We start from the raw sequence: 24882 nt of genomic DNA on the forward strand, positions 1-24882 counted from the left end.
GGAGAAGGTAGCACGCCCTCTCCTGCCTTTCGCCGCCTATTTGGGCAGTGCCACCAGACTGACCAACCAGTGGCCGTCCTGGCCCCCCGGCCCCCACTGATAGCCGACGCTGGGGCCGAGCATGCTGGGCAGTGCGGAGCTGCGCAGCAGGACATCGCCGAGCAGGGTGGTCCTGTCGCCGGCCCAGTTGCGGGCCACCCGGCTGCGCAGCGCCCCCACCCGCAGCGCCGTGTCGGGGCCAGCCAGCCGGTATGTTGCCGCGAAGTTGCTCTCCTGCACCCGGCCCAGCCCGAAGCCCCCGATGGGCACCCTCCCCGCCACGCCGCGTTCCAGATGCGACGCTTCCAGCAGCAGCCCTGGCAGGGGCGAATAGTTGGCGCTGAGGCTGAGATCGAAGCTGGCCTGGGCGTCCATCTGCAGGGGGAAGGTGTACAGGCGCCCGGTCAGTCCCACCGCCGTGTTCAGCTTGCCGAAGGAGCGCGGGGCGAAGCCGCTGACTTCCGAGTAACCGTAGGGGGCACCGACGCCCGCTTCGGCGGCCAGCCCCACCGCATTCAGCAGCCGGAATCGCCCATCGTTCCCGCTGTGGGTGTAGCCGAAGGCAAAACGCGACAGCGCCCCCTTGCCCTGCACCAAGCCGTTCCACTGGAAGCCCGACGGCAGGCTCTGGTTCATCTCGGCTTTGGGCACGCCGCCGAAGACGCCCACCAGGACGTTCAGATTGCCCAGCTGGCTGCCCACGCCGTAGTCCAGCCCCGTGGGCGTCTTGACCAGGGTCACGCGCAGGTCAGCCGTGACTGGTACCGGCAGAAAGCGGGCGCCGTAGCCGTCCGTATTGGAGGCCAGCACCTCGACGCGGTCAAAACGGCTGAAGTAGCCGGAGGGGAATTTCAGACCGAACAGCGAACTGTCGCTTGACGTGGCCTGCGCCCCAGCGGTTGACCCGGCCGCCAGGCTCAGCAGGCAGGCAGAGAGCAGCTTGGGGCGAAAGCGCAACCGCCGGGCAGCGGAAGTTCGGGAGATGGAACGGCGAAAGCTCACGCCTCCATCTTGCCGAATCTTTCTGTCCACTGCATGACAGCCCGTGCGTGTCCAGCGCAAAACCTCACAGCCGAAGCTCAGACCCGGATGTTCACCACCGTGACGCCGTGCCCGCCCTGGTTGGGTTCGGCGTCGTGAAAGGACTCCACTTTCTTGTCGTTCTTGAGGTACTCGCGCAGCAGCCGGCGCAGCACGCCCTGGCCCTTGCCGTGGACCACCCGCAGCGGCGTTTCCTTGAGGGCGGACGCCTCCAGGATCGCGGTTCGCAGCTCCTCGACGGCTTCCTCGACGCCCAGGCCGCGCAGTTGCAGCTCGGAGGCGAAATTGCTGGGGGTGGTTCCCGCGAACGCCGTGCGCAGTCCCCGGCTTTTCTGTTTCGGAGCCGTGACCTTGGGTTCAGGGCGCAGACGCACGTCGCGGCGCTTGACGCCCACCTTCATCACGCCCAGCTGGACCACCAGATCGTCGCCGCGCAGCTCCAGCACCTGCCCGCCCGCGTTGTAGGCGGGCACGTCCACCATGTTGCCCACCCGGATCGGATCGCCACGTTCCTCGCGCACGGCGGGGGCAGGGCGGGATTTCTGGGCGGCCACCCGCAATTCGCGCAGTTCCTGCATCACGCGGGGGCGGGCGCTGTCCTCCTGGGCGCGGGCGCGCAGGGTGCGAACCCGCTCGATGGCGTCGGCGTACAGCGATTCGGCCTTCTGCGACGCCTCGGCCAGCATTTCACCCCGGCGGGTGTCCAGGGTCTCGCGCTCCTGGCGCACGCGGCCCAGCTCGGCCTCGGCCTCGCGGCGGGCGCTGGCGGTGGCCTCCAACTGCGCGGCCAGACCCTCGCGCTCGCGCTCCAGGCCCTCCAGCATGCGTTCCATGATGCCGGCGTCCTCGCCCAGCAGCCCGGTGGCCCGCTCCAGCACGCCCTCGGGCAGACCCATGCGCCCCGCAATCGCCAGCGCGTAGCTGCGGCCCGGCTGCCCCACCTGCAGGGCGTAGGTGGGGGCCAGCGTCTCCAGATCGAAGCCCATGCTGGCGTTCTTCAGGCCCGGCGTTTCCAGCGCGAACAGCTTCAGCGGCGACAGGTGCGAGGTCACGATGCCGCGCGCGTCCTGCGCCAGCAGCGCCTCAATGATGCTCTGCGAGAGGGCCGCCCCCTCGTTGGGGTCGGTGCCGCTGCCCAGCTCGTCCACCAGCACCAGCGTGTCCGGCGAGGCGTGTTTCAGCACGTAGCGCAGGTGCATCAGGTGAGAGGCGAAGGTACTGAGGGACGCCTCGATGCTCTGCTCGTCGCCGATGTCCACCAGCACGTCGCTGACGACGGGCAACTTGGCGCTGGCCGCCGCCACGTACAGCCCACATTGATGCATCAAAACGGCCAGCCCCAGCGTTTTGAGGGTGGCCGTCTTGCCGCCCATGTTGGGGCCGGTGATCAGCAGCAGCTTGGTGTCGCCCAGCCGGATGTCGTTGGGCACGGGGTTGTCGATCAGCGGGTGCCGCGCCTCGCGCAGGTCGTAGCTGCCGTCGGTCACCGGCTCGGGGCGGTTCAGGCGCCAGTCGCGCGCCAGCCGGGCGCGGGCGGCGATCAGGTCAAGCTCACCGATGGTGTTCAGGGTCATCGGCACGTCGGCGTCGGCAGCCAGCAGACCCGACAATTCAATGAGGATGCGGCGAACCTCGGCCTCCTCGTCCAAGATCAGGCGGGTCAGCTCGTTGTTCAGTTGCGTGACCGCCGCCGGTTCCACGAAGTAGGTCTGCCCCGTCGCGCTGGCGTCCACGATGATGCCCTGCACCTGTCCCACGCGGCTGGCCTGCACCGGCAGCACGTAGCGGTCGCGGCGGATGGTGACGATGTTTTCCTGCAGGATGTCGGCCCATTTTTCCAGCGTGGCGGCCAGCTTCTCGCGGATGCGCCCGCGCAACGGCTCAATGCGTTTGCGCAGGTCGCGCAGGCGGTGGGAGGCGTCGTCGCGCACGCCGCCGTCGCGGTCGAGGGCCGACAGCACGCGCCGGATCAGCTCGGAGTGTTCGCCCAGGCCCAGGGCCACCTCGCGCAGCGGGCCGCGTGAATTGGCGTGGATGGCGCGCTTGACGGTCATCGCGCCGTCCAGCGAGTAGGCCGCCGTCAGCAGTTCCTGGCCGCTCAGCACCCGTCCGTCCTGCGTGCGGGCGTGCAGCTCGCGGATGTCCTGAATGCCGCCCAGGCTCAGGCTGACACCGAACAGGGCGTCCTCCACCTCGTCCAGCTCGCGGGCAATGCGGCCCGCATCGCCCGAAGGCGACAGCGCCCTGGCCCGCTCTGCGCCCAGCGAGGTGCTGCTGCGCTCGGCGAGGGCTTCACGAATACGGGGAAAATCCAGGGCGGTCAGGGCGCGGGCATCGAACGGCATCTTAGAAGGGAGCATAACAATGCCAGGACTTATAAATCGTGCGCCTTGTGGCTTAGGCGGGCAGATCACGCTTTAAGATGCCGTCATGAAACTGGCCGAAGCCCTGATCGAGCGCGCCGACCTGCAAAAGCGCGCCGCCCAGCTTGAAGAACGCATCGTCAGAAACATGCTGGTTCAGGAGAGGGAAAAACCCAGCGAAGACCCGCAACAACTGCTCAGGGAATTCATGGAAGTCACGGACGCACTGGAGGTGCTGATCCCCCGCATCCACCGCGCCAACCTGAGCGCCACGCTGCCCGACGGCATGAGCCTGACCGCCGCCCTGACCCGCCGCGACATACTGGATCTGCGCCTGCAAGTGCTGCGCCGCGCCGCCGCCACCGCCTCCGAGCGCCAGACCCGCTACAGCAACAGCGAGGTCCGCATCCTGTCCGTGATCCCCGCCCGCGACCTGCAAAAGCAGGTGGACGCGCTGGCAAAAGTGCGGCGGGAACTGGAAACGCAGATTCAGCAACTCAACTGGTTGACCGAACTGCCTGTCTAGGCGCACAGTAGGGGCGGGGCCGCGTCCGTGCGGGCGGAAACCTACCTCGCAGCGGGGATAAGGCTGCACCACTCGCTTCGGCGAGCCAGGGACGCCGGGGCGGCGTCAACCCTCTCACCGGGCACGCCCAGCACCCTGCACCGCTGACACCGCACGTTTCACCCTTCACTTCCACGGCTTCGACGCGCGCCGCGCCCCCACCACACGCCACTTCTTCGGAGGTGGCGCTGTGGTGTTCAGGTTTATTTCAGCCGCTCTGCCAGACTGAATTCCCCCGCTCTAACTTCCCCCGCCCCCGGCGCACGCCCCAACAGCAGCAACTCCTCAAATGCGGCGAGGTCTTTGTCCATGCCCATGCCGCTGGCGGCGACGGCCTGCCCGTCCTTGAAGGCAAACTCGATAAACTTCAGCTCGTCCGGGTTGCCCCAGAGGTGGGTGTCGTCCAGATTCTCGGCGTGCCCCACGTAGCGCAGGCTCTTGCCGTACTGCTGGGTCCAGAAGAACGGCACACGTCTGTTCATCGGCTCCAGATCGGAAGATTTGAGAATGCTCTGCGCGGCGGTCATGCCCTCCTGCAAGGCCACGCGCCAGTGTTCCACGCGCATCTCGCCCAGCACGGTGAGAGACAGGGCGATGTCGCCCACCGCGTAGACCTTCGGCGCGGCCCGCAGTTCGGCGTCCACGGGCACGGCACCCTTCTCGTTGGCGAGGGCTGAGAGCAAATCGGAATTGGGTTTCACGCCGATGCCCAGCAAGACCAGATCCGCCTTGACGCTCTCTCCGCTTTTCAGGCGCACAGCCTCCGCCTTAGCCGAACCCTCGATGGCCGTCACTTCGGCATCCAGATGGAACTTGACGCCGTTGTCCTCGTGCAGTTTGCGGATGGCCCGCCCCACTTTCGGCGTCAGGGCGCGGCTCAGAACTTCAGCGTCCTGGCCGATCACCGTGACCGACGCGGCTCCTTCCACCAAGCTGGACGCCGCTTCCAGGCCGATAAAGCTGGAGCCGATGATGACGATGTGCTTGCCCTGCGCCGCATCCCTCAATGCCTGAGCGTCGCGGAAGGAGCGCAGCGGGTACTGGCCGTCCAGCTCCGCGCCGGGGACCTTCAGGGTGTGGGGCGTGGCCCCGGTGGCGACGATCACCGCGTCAAACCCGAGGGAATCACTGCCGTCCAGATGCACCGCGCGGGTGTCCCGATCCAGTTTCGTGACCTTCACGCCCTCACGCAGATCAATCTTGTTTTCCTGCGCCCAGTCGGCCCCGCCCAGCGGCAGTTTGTCGGCGGGTTTCTTGCCACTCAGGTACGCCTTGCTCAGCGCCGTGCGGTCATACGGGGCGCGGTTCTCGGCGGTCAGCATGGTGATTTTGCCTTCGTAGCCGCCGTCCCGCAGCGTCTGGGCCGCCATAAAACCGGACGCGCCGCCGCCGATGATGACGGTGTGGTGATCCTGATGGCTGGGGGCTGGCCTCTCTGGGGGAACCACATCGTCCAGATCGACACTCAGCCCGTCGCCGTCGCGCTGCACACGGTACTGTTTCAAGCCCTCCAACGCAGGCGGCTCGATCAGGGAGCCGTCGCCCGCATGGAATGTCGCGTGGTGCCACGGGCAGACGATGCGGGAGCCGCAGCGCACGCCGTCGCCCAGGTTGGCCCCGGCGTGAGGGCATATGGCATCGAAGGCATGGAAGTCGTCGCCGTCGCGGGTCACGAGAACTTTGCGCTCGCCCACCTCGAAGGTGTGCATGCCACCGTCGGTCACGTCACTGGCCTTGAAATTCAGGGTCATGGTGTCTCCTTTGCCGCCAGCAGCCTCAGCACCGCCTGCGGGTCTTCCAGCGGAATCAGGTGGCCGCTGCCGTGGATGGGCACCGCCCTGGCCCCCGGCAGCCGCGCCAGCACTTCCGAACGGATGGTGTCGGGCGAGATGGCCGGATCATCTTCTGAATACAGGACGGTGATGGGCAACTTCAGGCCGCCCAGTTCGCCGGAAATGTCCTCGCGGCTGCCCACGTCCGTCCAGGCGTTCCAGGCGTCGTGGCTGGCGCGCAGGCCGTCAGCGATCAGTTGCCCGAAGTCCCGTTCGGGGATGGACTGATGGGTGATGTCGTGGTACTGGGCGGTCAGGGCGTCGCGGTTCCCGTAGGCGGCGCGCAGCTTGGCCCGCCCTTCCGGTTCCATCGGTTCGGGCGTGGGGGGCGAGGGGGCGATCAGCAGCAGCTCGGACACGAGTTCAGGGTGTCGGGCGGCCAGCAGGAGGGCCACCTTCCCGCCCATCGAATGCGCCACCACACGGGACGGCCCCGCACCCGCCCCACGCAGGGTTGCAGCCAATGCCTGCGCCATCTCCTCCACCGTCTGCCCGGCCCGGCCCGCCTCCGCCGCGTCCCCGAAACCAATCAGATCGACGGCCAGCGCATCCACCCCCTCCAGCACCCGCCGCCAGACGTGGCGCGAGGTGCCGAAACCGTGCACGAGAACCGTTGGCCTCATCCTAGGCCCGCTCGGCGAAGTCCTGACTGGGCGGTGAACCCCGGAAGGCATCCTTCTTCTCGATCTTCTCCAGCTTGATAGGCCGCCCTTCACGCGCCGACTGGTAGATGGCGGCCATCAGCCGCTGATCCTGCAAGCCCTCCTCGCCGGGGGTGAACGGCTCGCGGTCTTCCTCGATGCACGCCGAGAAATGGTCAATTTCCAGCGCGAACTGATCGGTTTCGGGCAGGCGGTGTTCGGTGATGGTCTCGGGGGTCTGAACCGTCAGGCGCAGATCGGTGTAATCGAAGGCCGGGTCAAGCGTCAGGCGGGCGTCCACGCCGAACACGTCCAGCGTGCGGGCGTGCGCCGCGCCGTAGGAGCAAGAGCAGTGCGCGATCACGCCGCTGGGGAAGGTCATCTGCCACGCCACGGTTTCCTCGACTTCCTCGAAGCGCTCGTCGCCGGGCGTGCTGAAGGTCTGGGCGTACACTGAAGACGGCTCCTCGGCCAGCAGGAAGCGGATGGTGTTCAGGCAGTACAGCCCCACGTCCAGCAGCGAACCGCCGCCCGCCAGCCCGTCCCTCAGGCGCCACTGACCGTCATTCGGCTCCACCTGCACGTTGACCGAGTGAATCAGCTTGATCTGGCCCAGTTTGCCGTTCTGGATCAGATCGCGCGCCCGCCAGTGGTGCGGGGTGTACTGGCAGCGGTAGGCGGTCATCAGCTTGACCCTGTGCTCGGCGCAGACCCCCACCATCGCCTCGGCGTCCTCGGGATTGGCGGCCAGCGGTTTCTCGCACAGCACATGCTTGCCGATTCGCGCGGCCCGCTCGGTGTACTGACGATGCAGGCTGTTGGGCAGCACGATGTACACGGCGTGAACGTCGTCCCGCGACTGCAATTCCTCGAAACGGTCATAGTCGTAGGCATCCGCCTCGGTCAGGCCGTAAGCCAGAGCAGTGGCCACGGCTTTCTCGTGGTCATCGCTGACCACCGCCGCCAGCCTGGAGCGCTGGCCCACGGCGAAGGCGGGCAACAGTTCGTCGATGGTCAGCGTGCCGATGCCCAGCACAGCGTAGCCCACCTGTTCCGTTCTGGCCTCGGGCAGGGGCTGAAGGTCTTTGCGTTCGGCGGTGTTTGGTTTGGTCATGAGGCTCCTCGGGGGGTGTTAAGGGGAGGTGTCTTGGAGTCAGGCCTGCTTCAGGCCGTCCAGCAGCGCGTCCGCCGTCCGCAGGCTCAGGGCCATCTGGGTCAGGGCGGGGTTGACGCTCAGCGAGGAGGGGTAGGTGGAGTTGTCGCAGATCCACAGGTTTTCGATGTCGTGGCTGCGGCCCACCGGGTTGACCACGCTGGTCTCGGGATCGCGGCCCATACGGGCTGTGCCCAGCGTGTGCGCGGCGCGGGGCAGCGCCCACACGTCCCGCGCGCCGATGCGGCCCCACAGGTCACGCATCAGGGCCTCGGCGTGGGCGGTCATCCGCTTCTCGTTCTCGCCGAAGGAGAAGTGGACGCGCGGCTTGGGCAGCCCCCGCGCGTCGAGTTCGTCCGAGAGTTCCAGGTAATTGTGCTCGTAGGGCAGGCACTCGCCCAGCACGTTAATTCCCGCGACGTGGTTGTAGCCGCTCAGGTGCCGCACCAGTTCCGGCCCCCACTTCAGCGTGCCGCGTGCGTACTGGGTGGCGTAGGTCACGGGCATCACGCCCAGCGATTGCAGCAGGTAGCCGCCGACCAAACCGGGGACGCGGTGGGTGTCCTCGCTGATCAGGCCGCCGGGAATGCCCTTGTACGGGCGCAGGTCATCCTCCACCTGTCCCCAAACCTGCACGCCCACATGCGCCATGAAGTTGCGCCCCACCTGCCCGCTGCTGTTGGCGAGGCCGTTCATCAGCAGCAGGCGTGGCGTTTCTACCGCTCCGGCGGCAAGAATGACGGTTTTGGCGGAAAGGTGTTCCACCTCGTCGCCGCGCATGAATTCCGCGCCGGTCACGCGCCCGCCCTTCACCGTCAGCGCCGTGACCTGCGCGCCGTCCACGATCCGCGCGCCGTGGAATTCGGCCAGCGCCAGAAACGTCACGTCCATGCTGGCCTTCGCGCCCACCGAACAGCCCGCCTGGCAAAAGCCTCGGTTGGTACAGGTGTGGCGCGTGCCGTAGCCGGGCTGCTCCTGCGGGCGGCTCAGGGCGGCGTTGGCGGCGGGCGAGGTTTTCATGCCGATCTCGGCGCAGGCTTTCTGCATCAGGCGGGCGGCCCCGTTCAGCGGCAGCGGCGGGTGGCGGTAGGCCCGCTGGCGCGGCGGCCCCCACGGGTATTCGGCGGGGCCGGAGACGCCCAGAAAGTATTCCAGCTCGTCGTAGTACGGCTCCAGCTCGGCAAATTCCAGCGGCCAGTCCTCGCCCACGCCGAACTCGGTTTTCAGTTTCAAGTCGTCCGGCTGGGCGCGCGGCGTGTAGGCGGTGTAGTGCAGCGTGCTGCCCCCCACCCCGCGCCCGCTGTTGTTGCGCCCAAAGGAGACGGGATCGTTGCCCGCCGACAGCCGCTCGTCCAGCCAGAAAATGCCCGCCTGTGCGACTTCATCGGTGGCGATCCCCTCGGGCGGATGACGCACGCCCGCTTCCAGGGCCGCCACCTTCAGGCCCGCCCCCGCCAACCGCGCCAGCAGCGGTGCGCCTCCCGCCCCGGTGCCGATGACCAGCACGTCCAGATCGGTGGGCAGGGCGTTAGCGGGGGCCATACGCCACCTCGCGGGGTTCCAGCTCGTTGGGGCCGACGCGCGGCCACTCCGGGGCGTCCGCAAAACCCGCGTAGCCGAAGCGGTACTGCGTCAGCGGGTGGGCCATGAACGCCTCGGTCAGCTCGGCCAGCAGGTCTTCAAAGGCGTACGGGTGGGAGGACTGAATAGATGGGATGGCGGCGTCCTGCGCCTCTCCACCCAAAGCCTCAAAACCTTCCGGCAACGCGGCCAGCAGCGCCCGGTACGCCTCCCCGTCCGGCGGCGCGTCGGCGTAGCGCCAGCCGTCGCCCACGCCGCTGTGCAGGCGGTGATCCACCGTGCCGGCCAGATCCATCTCGGCCGGGTCATGGGGCACGAGGCGCACAGACAGGGCACGCAACCGCCCGAACTCAGCCTCGTCAAAAAACTGACGCGCGTACCGGGCGTCCAGCCGTTCCAGCAACGCCCGCCGCGTCGGAGCCGTGACATGCGGAGAATTCAGCAGGGCGAGGATGGCTTCCCTCTCTCCCACCGTCACGGCAACACCCGCAGACTGCCTGTCAAGTTCAACATCTTCTCCAGTCTAGGCACACCCCTGTGCCCGTCCTGCGTGAACGCCTACGGGGAGGCTTTAGACACTCCCAACAGTCCGGGCCACAAAAAAGCCCCCTCCGCGCGGGAGGGGGCCGAGGGGGTAGGTCGCCTCGTTGACCAATGCCCTAGCGTCCGGCCAGGAAACTCCAGATGGCCGGATTTGCCACCCAGCTGTACCAGACGTTGGGCAGGATCCCCAGCACGGTGATGCTGGCGACGCCCAGCCCCACGGTGAAGGTGGTGGGGAAGCGCTGGCCGTGGGCGTATTCCCGCGCCGGGGTGCGGTCAGGCATGAACATCAGCATGGCGGGGCGCAGGTAGTACACCAGCGCGGCCACACTGGTGACGGCGGCCAGCACGCTGATCCACACGTAGCCGTTCTGGAAGGCGGCCTGGAACGCCAGATACTTGCCGAAGAAGCCCGCGAAAGGCGGCAGGCCCGCCAGAGAGGCCAGACACACCGACAGCGCCACGGCGTAGCCGGGATGGCGGTAATACAGCCCGCGCATGTCGCCCATCTCAAATCCGGCTTCCGTACGCTGCAACGCGGCCACCACGGCCAGGGCCGCGCCGGTCATCAGGGTGTAGACCAGCAGGTAGTAGCCCAGCGCCGCGCCGCCCAGTTCGGGGGTGCCCAGCAGGCACATCGCCAGGAAGCCGGTGTGGGCCACCGCCGAGTACGCCAACATGCGCTTGAAATTGGTCTGGAACAGCGCCGCTGTGTTGCCGATGATCAGGGTGGCCGCCGTCAGAATCTGTAGGACACTCGACCAGCCGGGGGCGTCGGTCAGCGCGCCGCCGAACACGCGCATCATGCCGGCGAAGGCGGCCACCTTGACCACCGTGCTCAGGAACAGGAAGGTGGTGGTGGGCGCGCCGCTGTACACGTCCGGCGTCCACTGGTGAAAGGGCACCAGGGCGATCTTGAAGCCGAAGCCCGCCAGCAGCAGCAGGCTGCCGCCCACCAGAATGCCCACGTTTTCGGGGGTCAGGTTGCTCACGCTGCCCACCTTGGCGGCAATGGCGGCGTAGTTCAGGGTGCCGGTGGCGCCGTACACGAAGGCGATGCCGTAGATCAGGATAGCGCTGCCCACCGCGCCCAGCAGGAAGTACTTCAGGCCCGATTCCTCGGCGCGGCGCGAGCCCTGGAAGGTGGCCAGCACGTAGCCCGCCAGGCTCATGATCTCCAGCCCGATCAGCATCACAATCAGGTCACCGGAAAACACGATCAGCAGGCAGCCGGTCACGGCGTACATCATCATGGCGTCGAATTCGGGGAAGGACACCCGCTCGCGCCACGCGGTGTCCAGCGACACCAGCAGGGACATTAACGTACCCACCAGCACGATCAGGCCCAGCAGAATGGCGGCGTTGTCGGCCTGCAGGCTTCCGGCAAAGGAGGTCAGGCCCCCGTTCCACAGGGACATCATGCTCGCGCCCGACAGGATCACGGTCACGATGTTGATCATGGTCAGGGTGCGGCGGCCCACCCAGAAGCCCAGCAGGGTGCTGATCAGGGCGCCCGCCAGCACCAGCAGGATGGGCAGCAGCGGCAGAAAGGCCACATCGGGCGGGACGAGTTGAGGCATATCAGTTGCCTCCCAGGGCAGCGAGAACGGATTTCACGGCGGGTTGCATCAGGTTCAGGGCCGGGGCGCTGTACACCCCGAAGAAGATGGCGACGACCAGCGGCAGTCCCAGGATCAGCCACTCGGTGTGCACGAGGTCACGCACCGCCACGCTGCCCAGCGGACGCGCCTGCCAGAAGGTGGTCTGAAACGCGGTCAGGGCGTAGGCGGCGGCGGCAATGGTGGTGATGCCGGCCATGAAGGCCAGCCACGGCGACACCTGATACGCGCCCAGCAGCACCGAGAACTCGCCGATGAACCCGGCAAAGCCCGGCACGGCGATGGAAGCGAACCACAGCGCTATGGTCAGGCCGCCCAGCGCCCCGGCCCCGGTCATCAGGCCGCCCACGCGGGTGTCCAGGCTGCCGATGCGCTCCTGCACCATGCCCACACTGAGAAACAGCGCCCCGGTGTACAGGTTCTGGAAGGCCAGCAGGTACATCGCGCCGATGACTGCCGTTTCGTTCAGCGAGAACACGCCCAGCGCCACGAAGCCCATGTGCGAGAGGCCCGCGTAGGCCAGCAGGCGTTTCCAGTCCTTCTGCCCGAAGGCGATCCACGCGGAATACAGCGCGGTGAAGGCGGCCAGACCCATCAGGATCGGGCGCAGTTCCAGCGAGGCGTCGGGAAACAGCGGGATGGCGAAGGTGAACAGCCCGTAGCCGCCCACCTTGTACAGCGTGCCCATCACGTCGGGGATGCCGCTGTCGTGGTTCTGCTCGTGAAAATCGGGCAGCCACGCGTGCAGCGGCCACAGCGGCAGCTTGACGGCCATCGCGGTCAGGAAGCCCAGGTACAGCCACGTCTGCGCCGGGCCGGTGACCAGATTCTGTTTCAGATCCACCAGGGCGAACGTCGGGCTGCCGCCCAGGTAACGCACGCCGATGATCGAGACCAGCATCAGCAGGCTGCCGAACAGCGTGTAGGCCGCGAACTTGACCAGCGCCCGCATCCGGTGCGCCTTGCCGTAGATCGCCAGCATCAGCAGCGAGGGCAGCAGCGCGTCCTCGAAGAAGACGTAGAACAGGATCAGGTCACGCGCCGCGAAGATGCCCAGCAGCCCGGTTTCCATCGCCAGGATCAGCGCCAGCATGGTGCCGGGGTTGGGAATGCGCCGCGCCGCGTACAGGACGGCAATGAACGACATGAACGCCGTCACCATCGCCAGCGCCAGACTGACGCCAGACAACTCCACGCTGTAGGTGATGCCCAGCGCCGGAATCCAGTTCAGGCTCAGCAGCCCGGAGCCGCCCGCGTACCAGATCATCAATCCGATGCCCAGCGTCACGGCGGCCATGAACCCGGCCACCTCGTCGCGCCAGCGGTTGGGGGTCACGAAGACCAGCAGACTGCCCAGCAGCGGCAGAAAGATCATGATGGTGGGAAGCCATTGGGGATCAAACATGGGGGGCCTCCGGGTGGGGTGTGGGCTGTGGGGTGTGGGGTATGGGGAAAGGATGGGAGCGGGACAGGGTGGGCGGGACGCGGGAAAAGCCGTCCGCCCTCTGCCCGCCGTCAGCTGCGTCTGCCATCAACCATCCACCATCAGCCATCAACCCCCTCACGCCCCGCTCCCGATCATCTTCAGCGCCCAGTAGCCGATGATGCCAGCGGTGCCCAGCAGCATGCTGACCGCGTAGGCCCGCACGAAACCGCTCTGCCACAGCGTGAACAGCCCGCCGGGAGCCGCCGCATTGCGGGAAATGCTGCCGATCAGGCCGTCGGTGCCCCGGTCAACCGTGTCCAGTGCCCCGGCAATCGCCCGGCTGGGCGCGGCCACCACACCGTCGTACACGTTGTCCAGATACAGGGCGCTGGCGCTGAACTGTCCCAGCGGGCCATTCGCCAGATTGTTCTTGCGGTGCTGAAGGTAGGCCCAGCCCAGCCCGGCCACGCCCACCAGCACGGCGATCACGGTCAGCAGCCATTCGGTGGAGGCCGCGATTTCGTGCGCCTCCTGCGGAATGGCGCGGCCCAGGTAGGCGTCGAAGGCGTGCCCGCCGCCCAGGAAGGTGGGGATGTTCAGGAAACCGATTAAAGTTGCGCCCGCCGCCAGAATGCCCAGCGGAATCTTGGTGATGGTGTCGGCCTCGTGCGGGTGCGTGACGCCGGTGGCGGCAGCCCCACGGTACTCGCCACGCCACACCAGGAAGTACCAGCGGCCCATGTAGAAGGCGGTGAGCAGCGCCACCAGCAGGCCGATGGCGTACAGCACCGGCTGCGTCTCGAAGGCGGCGGCCAGAATCGCGTCCTTGGAGAAGAAGCCGCTCCAGATGGGAATGCCGCTGATCGCCAGCACGCCCGCGATGGACACCAGATGCGTGAACGGCATGAATTTCCGCAGGCCGCCCATGCGCCGCACGTCCTGTTCGTCGTGCAGGGCGTGAATCACCGCGCCCGCCGCCAGGAACAGCAGCGCCTTAAAAAACGCGTGGCTCAGCAGGTGGAACACGCCCGCCGAGTACGCCCCCACGCCCACCGCCAGGAACATGTACCCCAGCTGCGAGACGGTGGAGAACGCCAGAATCTTCTTGATGTCGTGCTGATTCAGGGCCGCCAGCGCGCCGTACAGCGCAGTCAGGCCGCCCACCCAGGCCACCCACAGCGAGGCGTTGGGGGCCAGTTCGTACAGGAAGTGGCTGCGGGTGATCAGGTACACGCCCGCCGTGACCATCGTGGCGGCGTGGATCAGGGCGGAAACGGGCGTCGGGCCGGCCATCGCGTCGGGCAGCCAGGTGGTCAGCGGCAACTGACCGCTCTTGCCAATCGCGCCCACCAGCAGGAACAGGCAGGCCAGTTCCACCCCGGCGGTGGCGACGCTCACGCCTTCCACCCGCGTGGCGAGTTCGGGAATGCTCAGGGTGCCGTACAGCTTGTACAGCAGGAACATGCCCAGCATGAAGCCCAGATCGCCGATGCGGTTCATGATGAACGCCTTGCGGGCGGCGTTGGAGTTGTTGACGCCCTCGCGCTCGCCCGCCGCGCGCAGGTCTTTATCGGACGACTCGCTGCCGCGCCCGCTGAACCAGAAGCCGATCAGCAGGTAGGACGCCATGCCCACCCCCTCCCAGCCGACGAACATCAGCGGGTAGGAGTCGGCCAGCACCAGAATCAGCATCATGGCGACGAAGAAATTCAGGAAGGCAAAGAAGCGCGTGAATTTGGGGTCATGCCCCATGTAGCTGATGGAATACAGGTGGATCAGGAAGCCGATGCCGGTGATGATCAGGGCCATCAGGGCGCTCAGTTGATCGAGGTAGAAGCCGACGCTTAGGTTGGCGTTCAGCGCCATGTTGGGCAGCCACGTCCACAGCGTTTCCTGCGCGGGCACGTCACCCTGACCCAGGTAGCGCAGCACGGCGACGATGAAGGCCGCGCCGATCAGGCCCGTCGCCAGCCAGCCGCCGGTTTTGCCGGGAAACAGGCGCGGAAAGACCATCAGCAGGGCGAAGCCGATGAGGGGCAGCAGGGGCAGCAGATACAGAAGGGGCAACATCCTCAGCACTCAGCCTTTCATCGCCGCGAGATCGTCCACGTTGGTGGTCTCGCGCTTGCGGAAGATGGCGACGATGATGGCCAGACCAATCGCCACCTCGGCGGCGGCCAGGGTCATCACGATAAACACGGCCGTTTGCCCAGTCAGGTCACCCCACGAACGGGCAAAAGCCACCAGCGCAATGTTGGCGGCGTTCAGCATCAGTTCGACGCTCAGGAAGACCATGATGGCGGTGCGGCGGGTCAGCACGCCGATCATGCCCAGGGCAAAAAGAATGCCCGACAGGGCGATGTAATAACCGGTGGGCACCATTACGCGCGCACCTCCCCTTCGTCGTTTCGGTGCTGAAGACCCTGATGCTGAAGCACGGGTTGACCGCCGCCCCTGGAGGCCGAACCCACCTGCGGGGCCAGCGGTTCGGCCTCGCTGTCCGGCACGTTGTCCGGCTGCGGCGCGGGCCGGTTGACCAGCGACACTGCGCCCACGATGGCGACGAGCAGCAGGATGCTGACCGCCTCGAACGGCAGCAGGAAGCGGGTCAGCAGGGTCTCCCCCACCACCGACGCCGAGCCGCCGCCCAGCGCCGCCGTGGCCTCGGCCACCGGACGCGGATCCTTGTACGAGAAGGCCAGCACCGTGAACGAGCCGGCCAGCACCACGCCGCCCAGCCCGGCCAGTTCACGCACGAAGGGAATCGGATCGCGCCCGGTGATCGGCGCGTTGGCGTTGAGCAGCATGATCACGAACAGAAACAGCACCATGATCGCCCCGGCGTACACGATCACCTGGGTGGCCGCCAGGAACGAGGCGTTCAGGGTGGCGAACAGCCCGGCCACGCTGATCAGCGTGCCCACCAGGCCCAGCGCCGCATGCACCGCGTTCTTGGCCGAGATGGTGATGATGCCGCCGACCAGGGTCAGTGCGCCGAGGAGGATGAAGGCGGTCATCATGGTTGGCCGCCTTTGACGGCGGGTCTAACCGTCCAACCGTCTAAAGGTCTAACGGCAAAAGAGAGTGCAGGAGCGGTGAGACGGTTTGACCGTTTGACCGTTTGACATTTGCACCAGCAAATCACTTGTACTCCACCCCCTCCAGTTCCGCCCTCGGCGGGCCGTCGAGCTGGAAGCCCAGGCGCACCGGCTTGCCGCTCCTGGCGGCCTCGCGGCGCTGGGGCAGTGAGCCGGTCACACCCACCAGCATGTCTTCCTTGGCGTACACGAAATCGCCGTAGCGGTAGTCGGCCATCTCGAACTCGTTGCCCATCACCACCGCCCCCGTGGGGCAGGCTTCCTCGCACATGCCGCAGAAGATGCAGCGCAGCATGTTGATCTCGTAGACCTTGGCGTAGCGCTCGCCGGGGCTGTGGGGGGACGCCGGATCGTTCTCGGCGGCCTCCACGTAGATGGCGTAGGCCGGACAGGCGGCGGCGCACAGCGAGCAGCCGATGCACTTTTCCAGGCCGGTGCCGGGGTGCCGGGTCAGGATGTGCCGCCCCCGGAAGCGCGGCTGCAGGGTGGCCCGCTCTTCCGGGTAACTGACGGTCACGGGCTTCTGGAACAGCTTGCCCAGTGTCAGGCCCATGCCCTTGGCAATGTCAAGAACGCCCATGTGAAACTCCTTGAGGGGGTGAGTTAAGCGTGGTCAGGGATGCGGAAAAAGGCGAGGGGACGCTCACAAGACCATCCATCTCAATCGCCCCCCACGGGCCGCGCGCCCTTCTCGGGCACCTTGGGCGCGGCGGGCGCGCTCCACAGGCCGCGCACGCGGTCACTCATCAGGAACAGGCCCAGCAGCGCGGCCAGGCTCAGCAGCCCCAGGAACCAGTAGCCCAGGCCCGCAGGCTTCAGGAAGGCCAGGTAAAACGCCACCAGCATGGTGTTGCCCAGGGCCAGCGGCAGGATCAGCTTCCAGCCCAGGCGCATCAGCTGGTCATAACGGAACCGCGGCAGGGTGGCGCGCACCCAGATGAACAGGAACAGGAAGAAGGCAATCTTGACCACCAGCCAGATGATCGGCACGCCGCTGATGCCGGGGATCAGCCCATCGAGGAACACCGGCCCCCGGTAGCCGCCGAAGAACAGCGTCGCCATCAGCGCGGAGGCGGTGATCATGTTGACGTACTCGGCCATCTGGAACAGCGCCCACTTGATCGCGGTGTACTCGGTCAGGTACCCCGCCACGATCTCCTGCTCGGCTTCGGGCAGGTCAAAGGGGGTGCGGTTGACTTCGGCAAACGAGCTGACCAGGAACAGCGCGAAGGCGAAGACCTGATACAGCACCGTCCAGCCGGCCAGCGCCTGCCACTCCACGATCACGCGGAAGTTCAGGGAACCGATCAGCATCAGCGTGCCCAGGATGCTCAGGCCCATGCCCAGTTCGTAGCTGATCATCTGCGCGCTGCTGCGCAGACCGCCCAGGATCGGGTACTTGCTGCCCGAGGCCCAGCCGCCCAGGAAGATGCCGTACACGCCCATTGAGGTCAGGGCCAGCAGGGCCAGCAGCCCGGCGTCCAGGTTATACACCCAGGGATTTTCACCAAACAGGCTGCCCGCCGGGCCAGCCGGAATGCCCCCGAAGGCGGTCAGCGCCATGCCGATGGCGATGATCGGCGCGAGGGTATAGACCAGCTTGTCGGCCATGGTGACCTGCAGGTCTTCCTTGAAGATGCTCTTGATGGCGTCGGCCAGGGGTTGCAGCAGCCCCAAAGGCCCGACGCGGTTCGGCCCCCAGCGAATCTGCATGCGGGCCAGGATGCGGCGCTCGATGAGGGTCATGTACGCGAAGGTGGTCAGCAGCGCCAGCGCCACCAGCACGGCCTTGAGCAGGGTGATGAGGGCGGCGATCAGCCAGTCAGGCATGGGGGACCCTCCGGGGTGGTTGATGGGTGATGGGTGATGGGTGATGGAAAGAGCGCAGAAGGCAGAGGACAAATGGCAGACGGCTTTTTCCACCCACCACTGGCCACTTGCCACTCACCCTCTTTTCACCGCGCGCCGCGCACCGCGTACCGCCCCCCATCAGTCATCCCCTCCCACGGGGGCCGCGCCCAGCATCGGCAGCGGCTGGAGGTTGGCGGGAATCAGGGTCTGGATGGAGGGCTGCATGCGCTCCGTCCACAGCTGTGGGGTATAGACCTGCTCGGTGGGGGCGACGTGGGCCGTGCGGAGGGGGTGGATGACGCCGCGCTCCGGCAGGCCGCCCAGCTTGATCCCCAGCCGCTGCGCCGCCAGGTCCCGCGCTCCCTTCAGGCCGCGCACCGGGGCGCGCAGGCCCAGCGCTTCAGAAACGGCGGACAGCGTGCGGATCAGGTCAGCGGCCTCGCCCGCGCTCAGGGCAGCCTGTTCCAGCTCCAGCAGGCGGCCTTCGAGGTTGACGGTGGTGCCGCGCTTCTCGTAGCCCGTCACGGCGGGCAGCACCACGTCGGCCAGCCGCGCCGTGGCGGTCAGGTGCGAGTCGTGGACGATGGTCAGGCCCCGTGCCCGCACGCCCGGATCAAGGCGGCTGATGAAGGCGGCGGGCGCCTCGGCCACGCGGGCATACGGTAGGCCACCTTCACGCGGCACCAGATTCAGCGCGGCCAGGCCCTTGCTGTTGGCCCCCGCGGGAATCGCCATGACCTTCGCCCCCGTGCGCGTCGCCAGATCGCTCAGCTGCGCCGCGAACGAGCCGGAAGCGCCGTTCAGCACGTCCGCCCCCAGCACGATGATCGCTTTCTCGCTGTCGGTCAGCAGTTTCAGCGCCGCCTGCAGTTCGGCGGTGTCCGGCTGGCTCAGCCTCTCCAGGGCGTTATGCCCGTTGGAGGACGCGCGGATGCCCGCGTGCCCCCACAGCCTCGACTCCTTGCCGACAACAGCCAGCTTCTGCGGATCACGCGCCGGGCGCTCCACCAGCCGCAGGTCAGCGATGGCCGTGCCGTGCGTGTACTCGGGCGGGAGGAGGCCGCCGCGCAGCATTTCCAGGATGCGGAGTTCCAGAATCGGGGCTTCCTCGCCCAGATCGGCGCCCACCACCACCACGGCGTCGGCAGTCGCCACGTCGCTTAAAGTCGCCGCGCCGTTTGGCATGGCATCCAGCGCCACCTCGTAGCGCGGCCAGTGATCGACGTGCCGGGTGCCCATCGCGTCGGCCAGGGCTTCCAGGGCCACGCCCTCTTCCAGCGTGCTGTCGGCGTTCAGGTACAGGGCCAGATCGGCGGCGTTGCGCCCGGCCATACCGGCCCGGATGGCGGCAATCGCCCCGTCCCAGCTCGTCTCCTGCAACTCGCCATTCACGCGAACCAGCGGCACGGTCAGCCGCCGCTCGGAGGCGAAGGCGTGACCGAAGCGGCCCGCGTCGCAGATCCACGCCTCATTCACCTCGCGGTTCTCGCGGGCCACGATGCGCTCCAGCCGGCCGTTGCGGGCGTCCACCGTGATCGAGCAGCCCACCGGGCACAGGGTGCAGGTGGTGGGCGTGTGGTCATACTCCCAGTTGCGGCCCCGGAAACGCGCCACGTTGTCCAGCAGCGCCCCCACCGGGCAGATGTCCGTGATGTTGCCCTGAAAGCCGGTGGGCAGGCCGCCCTCCTCGGTGTCGATGAAGGTGTGGCCGCCGCGCTCGATGAAGTCCAGCACTTCCTGACCCGGCACTTCCTCGAAGTAGCGCACGCAGCGCTTGCAGTGAATGCAGCGTTCCTGATCGAGAATCACGAAGTCCGAGAGTGGGTAGTGCTTGTCGGCGTGGCGGCGGTCAAAGCCGAAGCGGCTGGCCCCGTAGCCGTACTCGAAGGCGCGATCCTGCAATTCGCAGGCGCCGCCCTTGTCGCAGGTGGGGCAGTCCAGCGGGTGGTTCAGGAGGGTGAACTCCATCATCCCGGCCTGCGCCTTGGCGACGACCTCGCTGCTGCGGGCGGTCTTGATGTGCATGCCGTCGGTGGCCTGCATGGTGCACGACGCCATCGGCTTGGGGAACCAGAAGATCTTGGGCTGACCGGTGGCGTCGTCCATCACGAACGAGCCGTCCTTTTCCTTGCGCGGCGAGCCGCTTTCCACCAGGCACATGCGGCACGCGCCCACCGGCGAGAGGTACTTGTGGGCACAGAAATACGGCACGTCCCCCCCCGCCTCGAACACCGCGTCGATGGCGGACGTTCCGGCGGGGAGTTCGAGTTCTACGCCGTCTACGTTGACTTTCATACAGCGCCTCCAGTGGCGCGTCTAACGGTCTGAAGGTCTAAAGGTCTAACCGCAAAAGATGAGGCGGTTTGACGGTAAGACGGTTTGACTTTTAGACGATGAGCGCAGCGAATCATGCGTCCTTCCAGCGGTTGCGGGGCGGATACGTCGGCGTCTGAAACTGCGCCAGCGAGTCGTACTCCTCGCGAAACAGCGCGATGCTGCTCAGCACCGGCCCCAGGCAGGCGTCGGCCAGGGCGCAGAAGCTGCGGCCCCCGATGTTCTCGGACATGTCCAGAATCAGCTGCACGTCGCCGGGCTGGCCGTGGCCGCGCACCAGCTTCTCGTACATGCGGGTCATCCAGCTGGAAATGCCCTCGCGGCACGGCGTGCATTTGCCGCAGGACTCGTGCCCGTAGAAACGCACCATGTTCCAGGTGGCGTTGACGATGCAATCGGCCTTCGGAATCACGGTCACGCCCCCGGTGCCCAGCATGGAGCCGGCGGCGGCCACGCTCTCGTAGTCCATCGGGGTGTCCAGCACACGATCGTCCCAGCGCAGCATCGGGCAGCTGGAACCGCCGGGGATGATGGCCTTCATCTCCTCCAGCGGGCCGCCGGCCCAGTCGTAGATCAGCTCGCGAAAGGTGGTGCCCAGCGGCAGCTCGTAGACGCCGGGCCGCGCCACCGGGCCGGACACCTGAAACAGCTTCATGCCCTTGCTCTTCTCGGTGCCCATCTCGGCGTGCCACTCCGCGCCGTACTTCAGGATCTGGGTGGCGGCACAGAAGGTCTCCACATTGTTGATGGTGGTGGGCAGCCCGTACAACCCGGCGGCGGCGGGAAACGGCGGCTTGAGCCTTGGATTGGCCCGCAGCCCTTCCAGGCTGTTCATCAGCGCGGTTTCCTCGCCGCAGATGTACGCGCCCGCGCCCCGGTGCAGGTACAGCTGGAAGTCGAAGCCGCTGTTCAGGACGTTCTTGCCCAGCAGTCCGGCTTCCCTGGCCTCCTCGATGGCCGCCTGAATGCGTTCGGCGGCGTGGACGTATTCGCCCCGGATGTAGATGTAGCCCACGCTGGCGCGCATGGCGTACCCGCCGATGAGCATGCCCTCGATCAGCTGGTGCGGGTCTTCCGAGAGCAGGTACCGGTCTTTGAAGCTGCCCGGCTCGGACTCGTCGGCGTTGCAGATGATGTAGTGCGGCTTGCCGTCGTTCAGCGGCATGAACGACCACTTCAGGCCCGTGGCGAAGCCCGCGCCGCCGCGTCCGCGCAGGCCGGACTTCTTGACCTCGTCGATCACGGCGTCCGCGCCCATGCCAAACGCACGTTTGACCGCCTCATAGCCGCCGTTGCGCCGGTAGTACGCCAGCGTCCAGCTGTCCGGCTGCCCGACGTGGGCGTAGAGGGTGGGGGCGAAACGCGGGTCTTTGCCGCTGGTAATCGGCTTGGGTGGGTTGGGGGCCACGGCGGTCATGCTTCACCTCCAGAGATGGCCGGCAACTGGCTCAGCCCCGTCACGCTGGCCCCCACCGCCTCGCCGCTCGCCAGCACCTGACGGCCCTCGGCGTTGACGGTCACGGGCACCGGGTTGTCGGGCAGCGGCTGAAGATCGGCGCGCAGGGAGGCCAGGATGCGGGCGCACTTGCCCGGCGTCACGTTCTCGTAGTAGCCGTCGTCGTTGATCTGCATCAGCGGGGCGGTGCCGCACGAGCCCAGGCACTCCACCTTCTGCACGCTGAAGCGCCCGTCCGCGCTGACCTCGCCGGACTGCACGTCCAGCTCGGCCACCAGGTGATCCCACAGCTCGTCCGAACCGGCCAGCGAACACATCACCGTGCTGCACACCTGGAGGTGGTACCTGCCGGTGGGCAGCGTGTGGTACGTGGAATAGAAGCTCATGACGCTGCGGACCTCGGTGGCGGTGGTGCCGCACAGGGCGGCGATCTCGTCCATGCGCGAACCGTTCACGAAGCCCTCGGCGTCCTGAACCTCGCGCAGCAGCGGCATCAGCGCCGAGCGGCGGCCCTGCGGGGAATCGGGATAGCGGCTAAAGATATCGGCCACCAGGGGTTGTTTATCGGCGAAGTAACTCAAGCTGTGGCTCCTTACCGGTCCACGTCCCCGAGTACGGGGTCAATGGTGGCGAGAATGGTGATCAAGTCGGCGAACTGTGCGCCCACGCAGGCGTATTCCAGCGCCTGCAGGTTCACGAAGCTGGGCGCGCGAATCTTGACCCGGTACGGCATGCTGCCGCCGTCGCTGACGATGTAGTAGCCCACCTCGCCGCGCGCCGATTCGGTGGGCACGTAGACCTCGCCCACCGGGGGGTGAAAGCCCTCGGTGACCAGCTTGAAGTGGTGGATCACCGCTTCCATGCTGGTTTCCAGCTCGTGGCGCGGCGGCAGGCTGATCTTGCGGTTGGGATCCTTGACCGGGCCGGGCCTGAGCCGCTCCAGCGCCTGCCGGATGATCTTGATGCTCTCGCCGAACTCCCACAGCCGCATGTTGAAACGGGCGAGGCTATCGCCGTCCGTGCTGGTCACGACGTTGAAATCGTAGGTCTCGTAGCCGCAGTACGGGTTGTCCTTGCGGTTGTCCATCGGCACGCCCGAGGCGCGCAGGTTCGGCCCGGTCAGGCCCAGATCGAGGGCCACCTCGGGTGGAATGATGCCCACCCCGCGCGCCCGATCCTGAAAGATGGGGTTCTCGGCGAACAGCGTGGTGTACTCCTGCACGCCCTTTTCCATCTGGTCCAGAAAGCGCGAGACCATCGCGGGCCAGCCCTCGGGAATGTCGCGGCTCAGGCCACCCACCCGGAAATAGCCCTGGTTCATGCGGTAGCCGCATACCGCCTCGAACAGGTCCTGCACGCTCTCCTTCTCGCGGAAGGCGTAGAAGAAGGGCGTCAGCGCCCCCAGATCCAGCAGCCCCGTGCCCACGAACACCAGATGGCTGTGGATGCGCCCCAGCTCGTGCAGGATCACGCGGACGGTGATGGCGCGCTCGGGCACCTCGGCCCCCAGCAGTTTTTCCACGCTGAGGACGTAGGACAGCTCGTGGCCGAAACTGTGCAGGTAGTCGGTGCGCGGCGCGTAGGTCACGCCCTGCTGGTACGTGCGGTTCTCGAAGGTCTTCTCGAAGCCGGTGTGCAGGTAGCCCATGTGCGGCGTGACCTTGACCACGTACTCGCCGTCCATGTCCACCACCAGGCGCAACACGCCGTGCGTGCTGGGGTGCTGCGGCCCCACGTTCAGCGACATGATCTCGGTGTGCAGCAGCGCCCCGGTCTGCCCCTGCAGGCGCTCGCCGGAGGTGGACTCCTGGTGGTCCGGGGTCATCTGGCGGCGTGGCAGGGTGCCGGAATCCGGGTCCTGCCTCAGGTCACGCAGGGTATCGCGCTCCTTGACGGTGGTGCGGTCCTTGCCGGTCATGCGAACCCTCCTTCACGGAAATAGTCGGCGGAGAACAATGGCCCGGCGCTCACTTCGGCCCTCCCTCTGGCATCACGGGCGGCAATCGGTCCTCGCCGCGCCCGCGCCGCAGTTCGCCCCGGTAGCCGGTCAGGCCCGTCTGCTGCCCGGTCACCCCGGCCCGGAAGGCAGCGGGATCGAGGAAACGTCCGTCGCGGAACAGCGTGGGCGTTTCGCCCAGCGGAAAGTCCTTGCGGAGGGGATGGCCCTCCAGGTCGTCCGGGGTCAGGATCTTGCGCAGGTCCGGGTGGCCCACGAACTCCACGCCCAGCAGGTCGTAGACCTCGCGCTCCAGGTAATTGGCGGCCTTCCACACCGGGTACAGGCTGTCAAGCGGCTGACCGTCATCCAGCCACACCCGCAGGAACAGGCGGCGGTGGTCGCGCGGGTGGTAGATGTTGTGCAGCACGGCGAATCTCTTGGGGCGGGGCTGGTTGTAGGCCAGGTAATCCAGCCCCACCGTATCCATCAGCATGAAGCCGCGTTCCTTGAGGGCCTGCGCCACCTCGCGCAGCCGCTCCGGCGGAACGACGGCGGTGGGCTCCCCAGTCTCGTCCCGGATCAGGCCCAGTTCGTCGATCAGCCCGGTCACGTCGCGCGGGTCTGCGGGCAAAGCGGGTGCGGACGTCCGGCCCACCGCTGCGCCGCTGGCCGTGACCGCCACAGGTGCAGCCACGTCCGCCGTGACCGTGATGTCGGGTGGGTCAGTGCGAGCGACGGTCTGCGGGGGCTGCGGTTTGGAGGTCTGACCCTGGGCCTGCGACTGCGAGGACTGCATCCCCCCGCCGCGCCCGGTCAGCCGCTCGGACTCCGGAGCGGTTTTCTTGTCGCCCTGATCGCCCGTCATCTGGTCCACGCATCCACCATCGGCAGCTGGTGGCCCAGCTGATCAAAGGCCTCGCCGCGCACCTTCTTTTGCAGTTGCATCACGGCGTAGATCAGCGCTTCCGGGCGCGGTGGGCAGCCCGGCACGAAGATGTCCACCGGCACCACGCTGTCCACGTTCTGCACGATGGCGTAGTTGTTGAACATGCCCCCGCTGCTGGCGCACGCGCCCATGCTGATCACCCATTTGGGATCGGGCATCTGGTCGTAGACCCGGCGCATGATCGGGGCCATCTTCTTGCTCAGGCGGCCGGCCACGATCATCACGTCCGCCTGCCGGGGCGAAGCGCGGAACACTTCCGAGCCGAAGCGGGCCATGTCGTTGCGCCCGTTGGTGCTGCTCATCATCTCGATCGCGCAGCACGCCAGCCCAAAGGTGGCCGGCCACAGGCTGTTGCTGCGGCCCCAGGCCACCAGTTTCTCCAGGCTGGAAAACAGGATGCCTTCCGATTCCAGTTCCTGCCAGTCGCGGTCGATCAGTTCTTTCAGGGGCATGGG

General features: G+C 67.1%; 21 protein-coding genes. 1 reads left to right on the top strand and 20 read right to left on the bottom strand.

Features of this window, described 5'->3' with window-relative positions:
- Positions 1–36: 36 nt before the first annotated feature.
- Entirely contained in the window at positions 37–1041 is a 1005-nt protein-coding gene (locus tag FHR04_RS02030; protein WP_139400413.1) for a hypothetical protein, read from the bottom strand.
- 77 nt (positions 1042–1118) lie between these two features.
- Positions 1119–3425, bottom strand: coding sequence for an endonuclease MutS2 (locus FHR04_RS02035; protein WP_183944756.1), 2307 nt, complete (start codon positions 3423–3425; stop codon positions 1119–1121).
- An 85-nt stretch (positions 3426–3510) separates the two neighbouring features.
- On the opposite strand from FHR04_RS02035, the gene FHR04_RS02040 reads away from it, so the two are divergent.
- Entirely contained in the window at positions 3511–3969 is a 459-nt protein-coding gene (locus tag FHR04_RS02040) for a DIP1984 family protein (RefSeq protein ID WP_139400417.1), read from the top strand.
- A 242-nt stretch (positions 3970–4211) separates the two neighbouring features.
- Here FHR04_RS02040 and FHR04_RS02045 read toward each other — a convergent pair whose 3' ends face one another.
- The 18 genes from FHR04_RS02045 to FHR04_RS02130 all read right to left on the bottom strand — a co-directional run bounded on the left by FHR04_RS02045 (position 4212) and on the right by FHR04_RS02130 (position 24879).
- The gene (locus tag FHR04_RS02045; protein ID WP_139400419.1) at positions 4212–5759 is read right to left on the bottom strand and encodes an FAD-dependent oxidoreductase; all 1548 of its coding nucleotides are present in this window, start codon (positions 5757–5759) and stop codon (positions 4212–4214) included.
- Positions 5756–6463 carry an alpha/beta fold hydrolase gene (locus tag FHR04_RS02050; RefSeq protein ID WP_139400421.1) on the bottom strand — a complete coding sequence of 236 codons (708 nt, stop codon included), beginning with the start codon at positions 6461–6463 and terminating at the stop codon, positions 5756–5758. The genes FHR04_RS02045 and FHR04_RS02050 overlap by 4 nt, the downstream gene beginning before the upstream one ends.
- Position 6464: 1 nt before the next feature.
- Positions 6465–7595, bottom strand: coding sequence for a Gfo/Idh/MocA family protein (locus tag FHR04_RS02055; RefSeq protein WP_139400423.1), 1131 nt, complete (start codon positions 7593–7595; stop codon positions 6465–6467).
- Positions 7596–7634: 39 nt separating this feature from the next.
- Positions 7635–9176: a GMC family oxidoreductase gene (locus FHR04_RS02060; RefSeq protein ID WP_139400425.1), complete on the bottom strand. Its 1542-nt coding sequence runs from the start codon at positions 9174–9176 to the stop codon at positions 7635–7637.
- The gene (locus tag FHR04_RS02065) at positions 9163–9693 is read right to left on the bottom strand and encodes a gluconate 2-dehydrogenase subunit 3 family protein (RefSeq protein WP_139400427.1); all 531 of its coding nucleotides are present in this window, start codon (positions 9691–9693) and stop codon (positions 9163–9165) included. Before FHR04_RS02065 ends, FHR04_RS02060 begins: the two co-directional genes overlap by 14 nt.
- A 181-nt stretch (positions 9694–9874) precedes the next feature.
- Positions 9875–11338: an NADH-quinone oxidoreductase subunit N gene (locus FHR04_RS02070; RefSeq protein WP_139400429.1), complete on the bottom strand. Its 1464-nt coding sequence runs from the start codon at positions 11336–11338 to the stop codon at positions 9875–9877.
- 1 nt (position 11339) lies between these two features.
- Positions 11340–12782 carry an NADH-quinone oxidoreductase subunit M gene (locus tag FHR04_RS02075; RefSeq protein WP_139400431.1) on the bottom strand — a complete coding sequence of 481 codons (1443 nt, stop codon included), beginning with the start codon at positions 12780–12782 and terminating at the stop codon, positions 11340–11342.
- Positions 12783–12938: 156 nt separating this feature from the next.
- Complete coding sequence (nuoL, locus tag FHR04_RS02080; protein WP_139400433.1) at positions 12939–14873, bottom strand: NADH-quinone oxidoreductase subunit L; 1935 nt, start codon at positions 14871–14873, stop codon at positions 12939–12941.
- A gap of 9 nt (positions 14874–14882) precedes the next feature.
- Positions 14883–15185, bottom strand: coding sequence for an NADH-quinone oxidoreductase subunit NuoK (gene nuoK / locus FHR04_RS02085; protein WP_039682061.1), 303 nt, complete (start codon positions 15183–15185; stop codon positions 14883–14885).
- Complete coding sequence (locus tag FHR04_RS02090; protein WP_081994826.1) at positions 15185–15823, bottom strand: NADH-quinone oxidoreductase subunit J family protein; 639 nt, start codon at positions 15821–15823, stop codon at positions 15185–15187. Before FHR04_RS02090 ends, nuoK begins: the two co-directional genes overlap by 1 nt.
- Positions 15824–15944: 121 nt before the next feature.
- A complete protein-coding gene (nuoI, locus tag FHR04_RS02095) occupies positions 15945–16481 on the bottom strand; it encodes an NADH-quinone oxidoreductase subunit NuoI (protein ID WP_039682059.1) in 537 nt (178 codons plus the stop codon).
- Positions 16482–16561: 80 nt separating this feature from the next.
- Complete coding sequence (nuoH, locus tag FHR04_RS02100; protein WP_039682057.1) at positions 16562–17731, bottom strand: NADH-quinone oxidoreductase subunit NuoH; 1170 nt, start codon at positions 17729–17731, stop codon at positions 16562–16564.
- Positions 17732–17890: 159 nt separating this feature from the next.
- The gene (gene nuoG / locus FHR04_RS02105) at positions 17891–20047 is read right to left on the bottom strand and encodes an NADH-quinone oxidoreductase subunit NuoG (protein ID WP_139400435.1); all 2157 of its coding nucleotides are present in this window, start codon (positions 20045–20047) and stop codon (positions 17891–17893) included.
- Positions 20048–20159: 112 nt separating this feature from the next.
- On the bottom strand, positions 20160–21503 hold the full coding sequence (gene nuoF / locus FHR04_RS02110; RefSeq protein WP_139400437.1) for an NADH-quinone oxidoreductase subunit NuoF: 1344 nt from the start codon (positions 21501–21503) through the stop codon (positions 20160–20162).
- Positions 21500–22123: an NADH-quinone oxidoreductase subunit NuoE gene (gene nuoE, locus FHR04_RS02115; RefSeq protein WP_139400438.1), complete on the bottom strand. Its 624-nt coding sequence runs from the start codon at positions 22121–22123 to the stop codon at positions 21500–21502. The genes nuoF and nuoE overlap by 4 nt, the downstream gene beginning before the upstream one ends.
- 11 nt (positions 22124–22134) lie before the next feature.
- Positions 22135–23367, bottom strand: coding sequence for an NADH dehydrogenase (quinone) subunit D (gene nuoD / locus FHR04_RS02120; RefSeq protein ID WP_139400686.1), 1233 nt, complete (start codon positions 23365–23367; stop codon positions 22135–22137).
- A 142-nt stretch (positions 23368–23509) separates the two neighbouring features.
- On the bottom strand, positions 23510–24136 hold the full coding sequence (locus tag FHR04_RS21285; protein WP_052195617.1) for an NADH-quinone oxidoreductase subunit C: 627 nt from the start codon (positions 24134–24136) through the stop codon (positions 23510–23512).
- 206 nt (positions 24137–24342) lie between these two features.
- The gene (locus FHR04_RS02130; RefSeq protein ID WP_029474828.1) at positions 24343–24879 is read right to left on the bottom strand and encodes a NuoB/complex I 20 kDa subunit family protein; all 537 of its coding nucleotides are present in this window, start codon (positions 24877–24879) and stop codon (positions 24343–24345) included.
- Between the last annotated feature and the right edge of the window lie 3 nt (positions 24880–24882).

This window comes from Deinococcus radiopugnans ATCC 19172 (assembly GCF_006335125.1).
GTDB lineage: Bacteria > Deinococcota > Deinococci > Deinococcales > Deinococcaceae > Deinococcus > Deinococcus radiopugnans.

Excerpts from the sequence above, each read along its gene's own strand:
- nuoD (WP_139400686.1), bottom strand. The coding sequence starts at position 23,367 with ATGACCCCGGACCACCAGGAGTCCACCTCCGGCGAGCGCCTGCAGGGG.
- nuoL (WP_139400433.1), bottom strand. The coding sequence starts at position 14,873 with ATGTTGCCCCTTCTGTATCTGCTGCCCCTGCTGCCCCTCATCGGCTTC.
- FHR04_RS02045 (WP_139400419.1), bottom strand. The coding sequence starts at position 5,759 with ATGACCCTGAATTTCAAGGCCAGTGACGTGACCGACGGTGGCATGCAC.
- FHR04_RS02050 (WP_139400421.1), bottom strand. The coding sequence starts at position 6,463 with ATGAGGCCAACGGTTCTCGTGCACGGTTTCGGCACCTCGCGCCACGTC.
- nuoI (WP_039682059.1), bottom strand. The coding sequence starts at position 16,481 with ATGGGCGTTCTTGACATTGCCAAGGGCATGGGCCTGACACTGGGCAAG.
- FHR04_RS02055 (WP_139400423.1), bottom strand. The coding sequence starts at position 7,595 with ATGACCAAACCAAACACCGCCGAACGCAAAGACCTTCAGCCCCTGCCC.
- FHR04_RS02070 (WP_139400429.1), bottom strand. The coding sequence starts at position 11,338 with ATGCCTCAACTCGTCCCGCCCGATGTGGCCTTTCTGCCGCTGCTGCCC.
- FHR04_RS02060 (WP_139400425.1), bottom strand. The coding sequence starts at position 9,176 with ATGGCCCCCGCTAACGCCCTGCCCACCGATCTGGACGTGCTGGTCATC.
- FHR04_RS02040 (WP_139400417.1), top strand. The coding sequence starts at position 3,511 with ATGAAACTGGCCGAAGCCCTGATCGAGCGCGCCGACCTGCAAAAGCGC.
- nuoG (WP_139400435.1), bottom strand. The coding sequence starts at position 20,047 with ATGAAAGTCAACGTAGACGGCGTAGAACTCGAACTCCCCGCCGGAACG.
- FHR04_RS02130 (WP_029474828.1), bottom strand. The coding sequence starts at position 24,879 with ATGCCCCTGAAAGAACTGATCGACCGCGACTGGCAGGAACTGGAATCG.
- nuoF (WP_139400437.1), bottom strand. The coding sequence starts at position 21,503 with ATGACCGCCGTGGCCCCCAACCCACCCAAGCCGATTACCAGCGGCAAA.
- FHR04_RS02035 (WP_183944756.1), bottom strand. The coding sequence starts at position 3,425 with ATGCCGTTCGATGCCCGCGCCCTGACCGCCCTGGATTTTCCCCGTATT.
- nuoH (WP_039682057.1), bottom strand. The coding sequence starts at position 17,731 with ATGCCTGACTGGCTGATCGCCGCCCTCATCACCCTGCTCAAGGCCGTG.
- nuoK (WP_039682061.1), bottom strand. The coding sequence starts at position 15,185 with ATGGTGCCCACCGGTTATTACATCGCCCTGTCGGGCATTCTTTTTGCC.
- FHR04_RS02090 (WP_081994826.1), bottom strand. The coding sequence starts at position 15,823 with ATGATGACCGCCTTCATCCTCCTCGGCGCACTGACCCTGGTCGGCGGC.
- FHR04_RS02075 (WP_139400431.1), bottom strand. The coding sequence starts at position 12,782 with ATGTTTGATCCCCAATGGCTTCCCACCATCATGATCTTTCTGCCGCTG.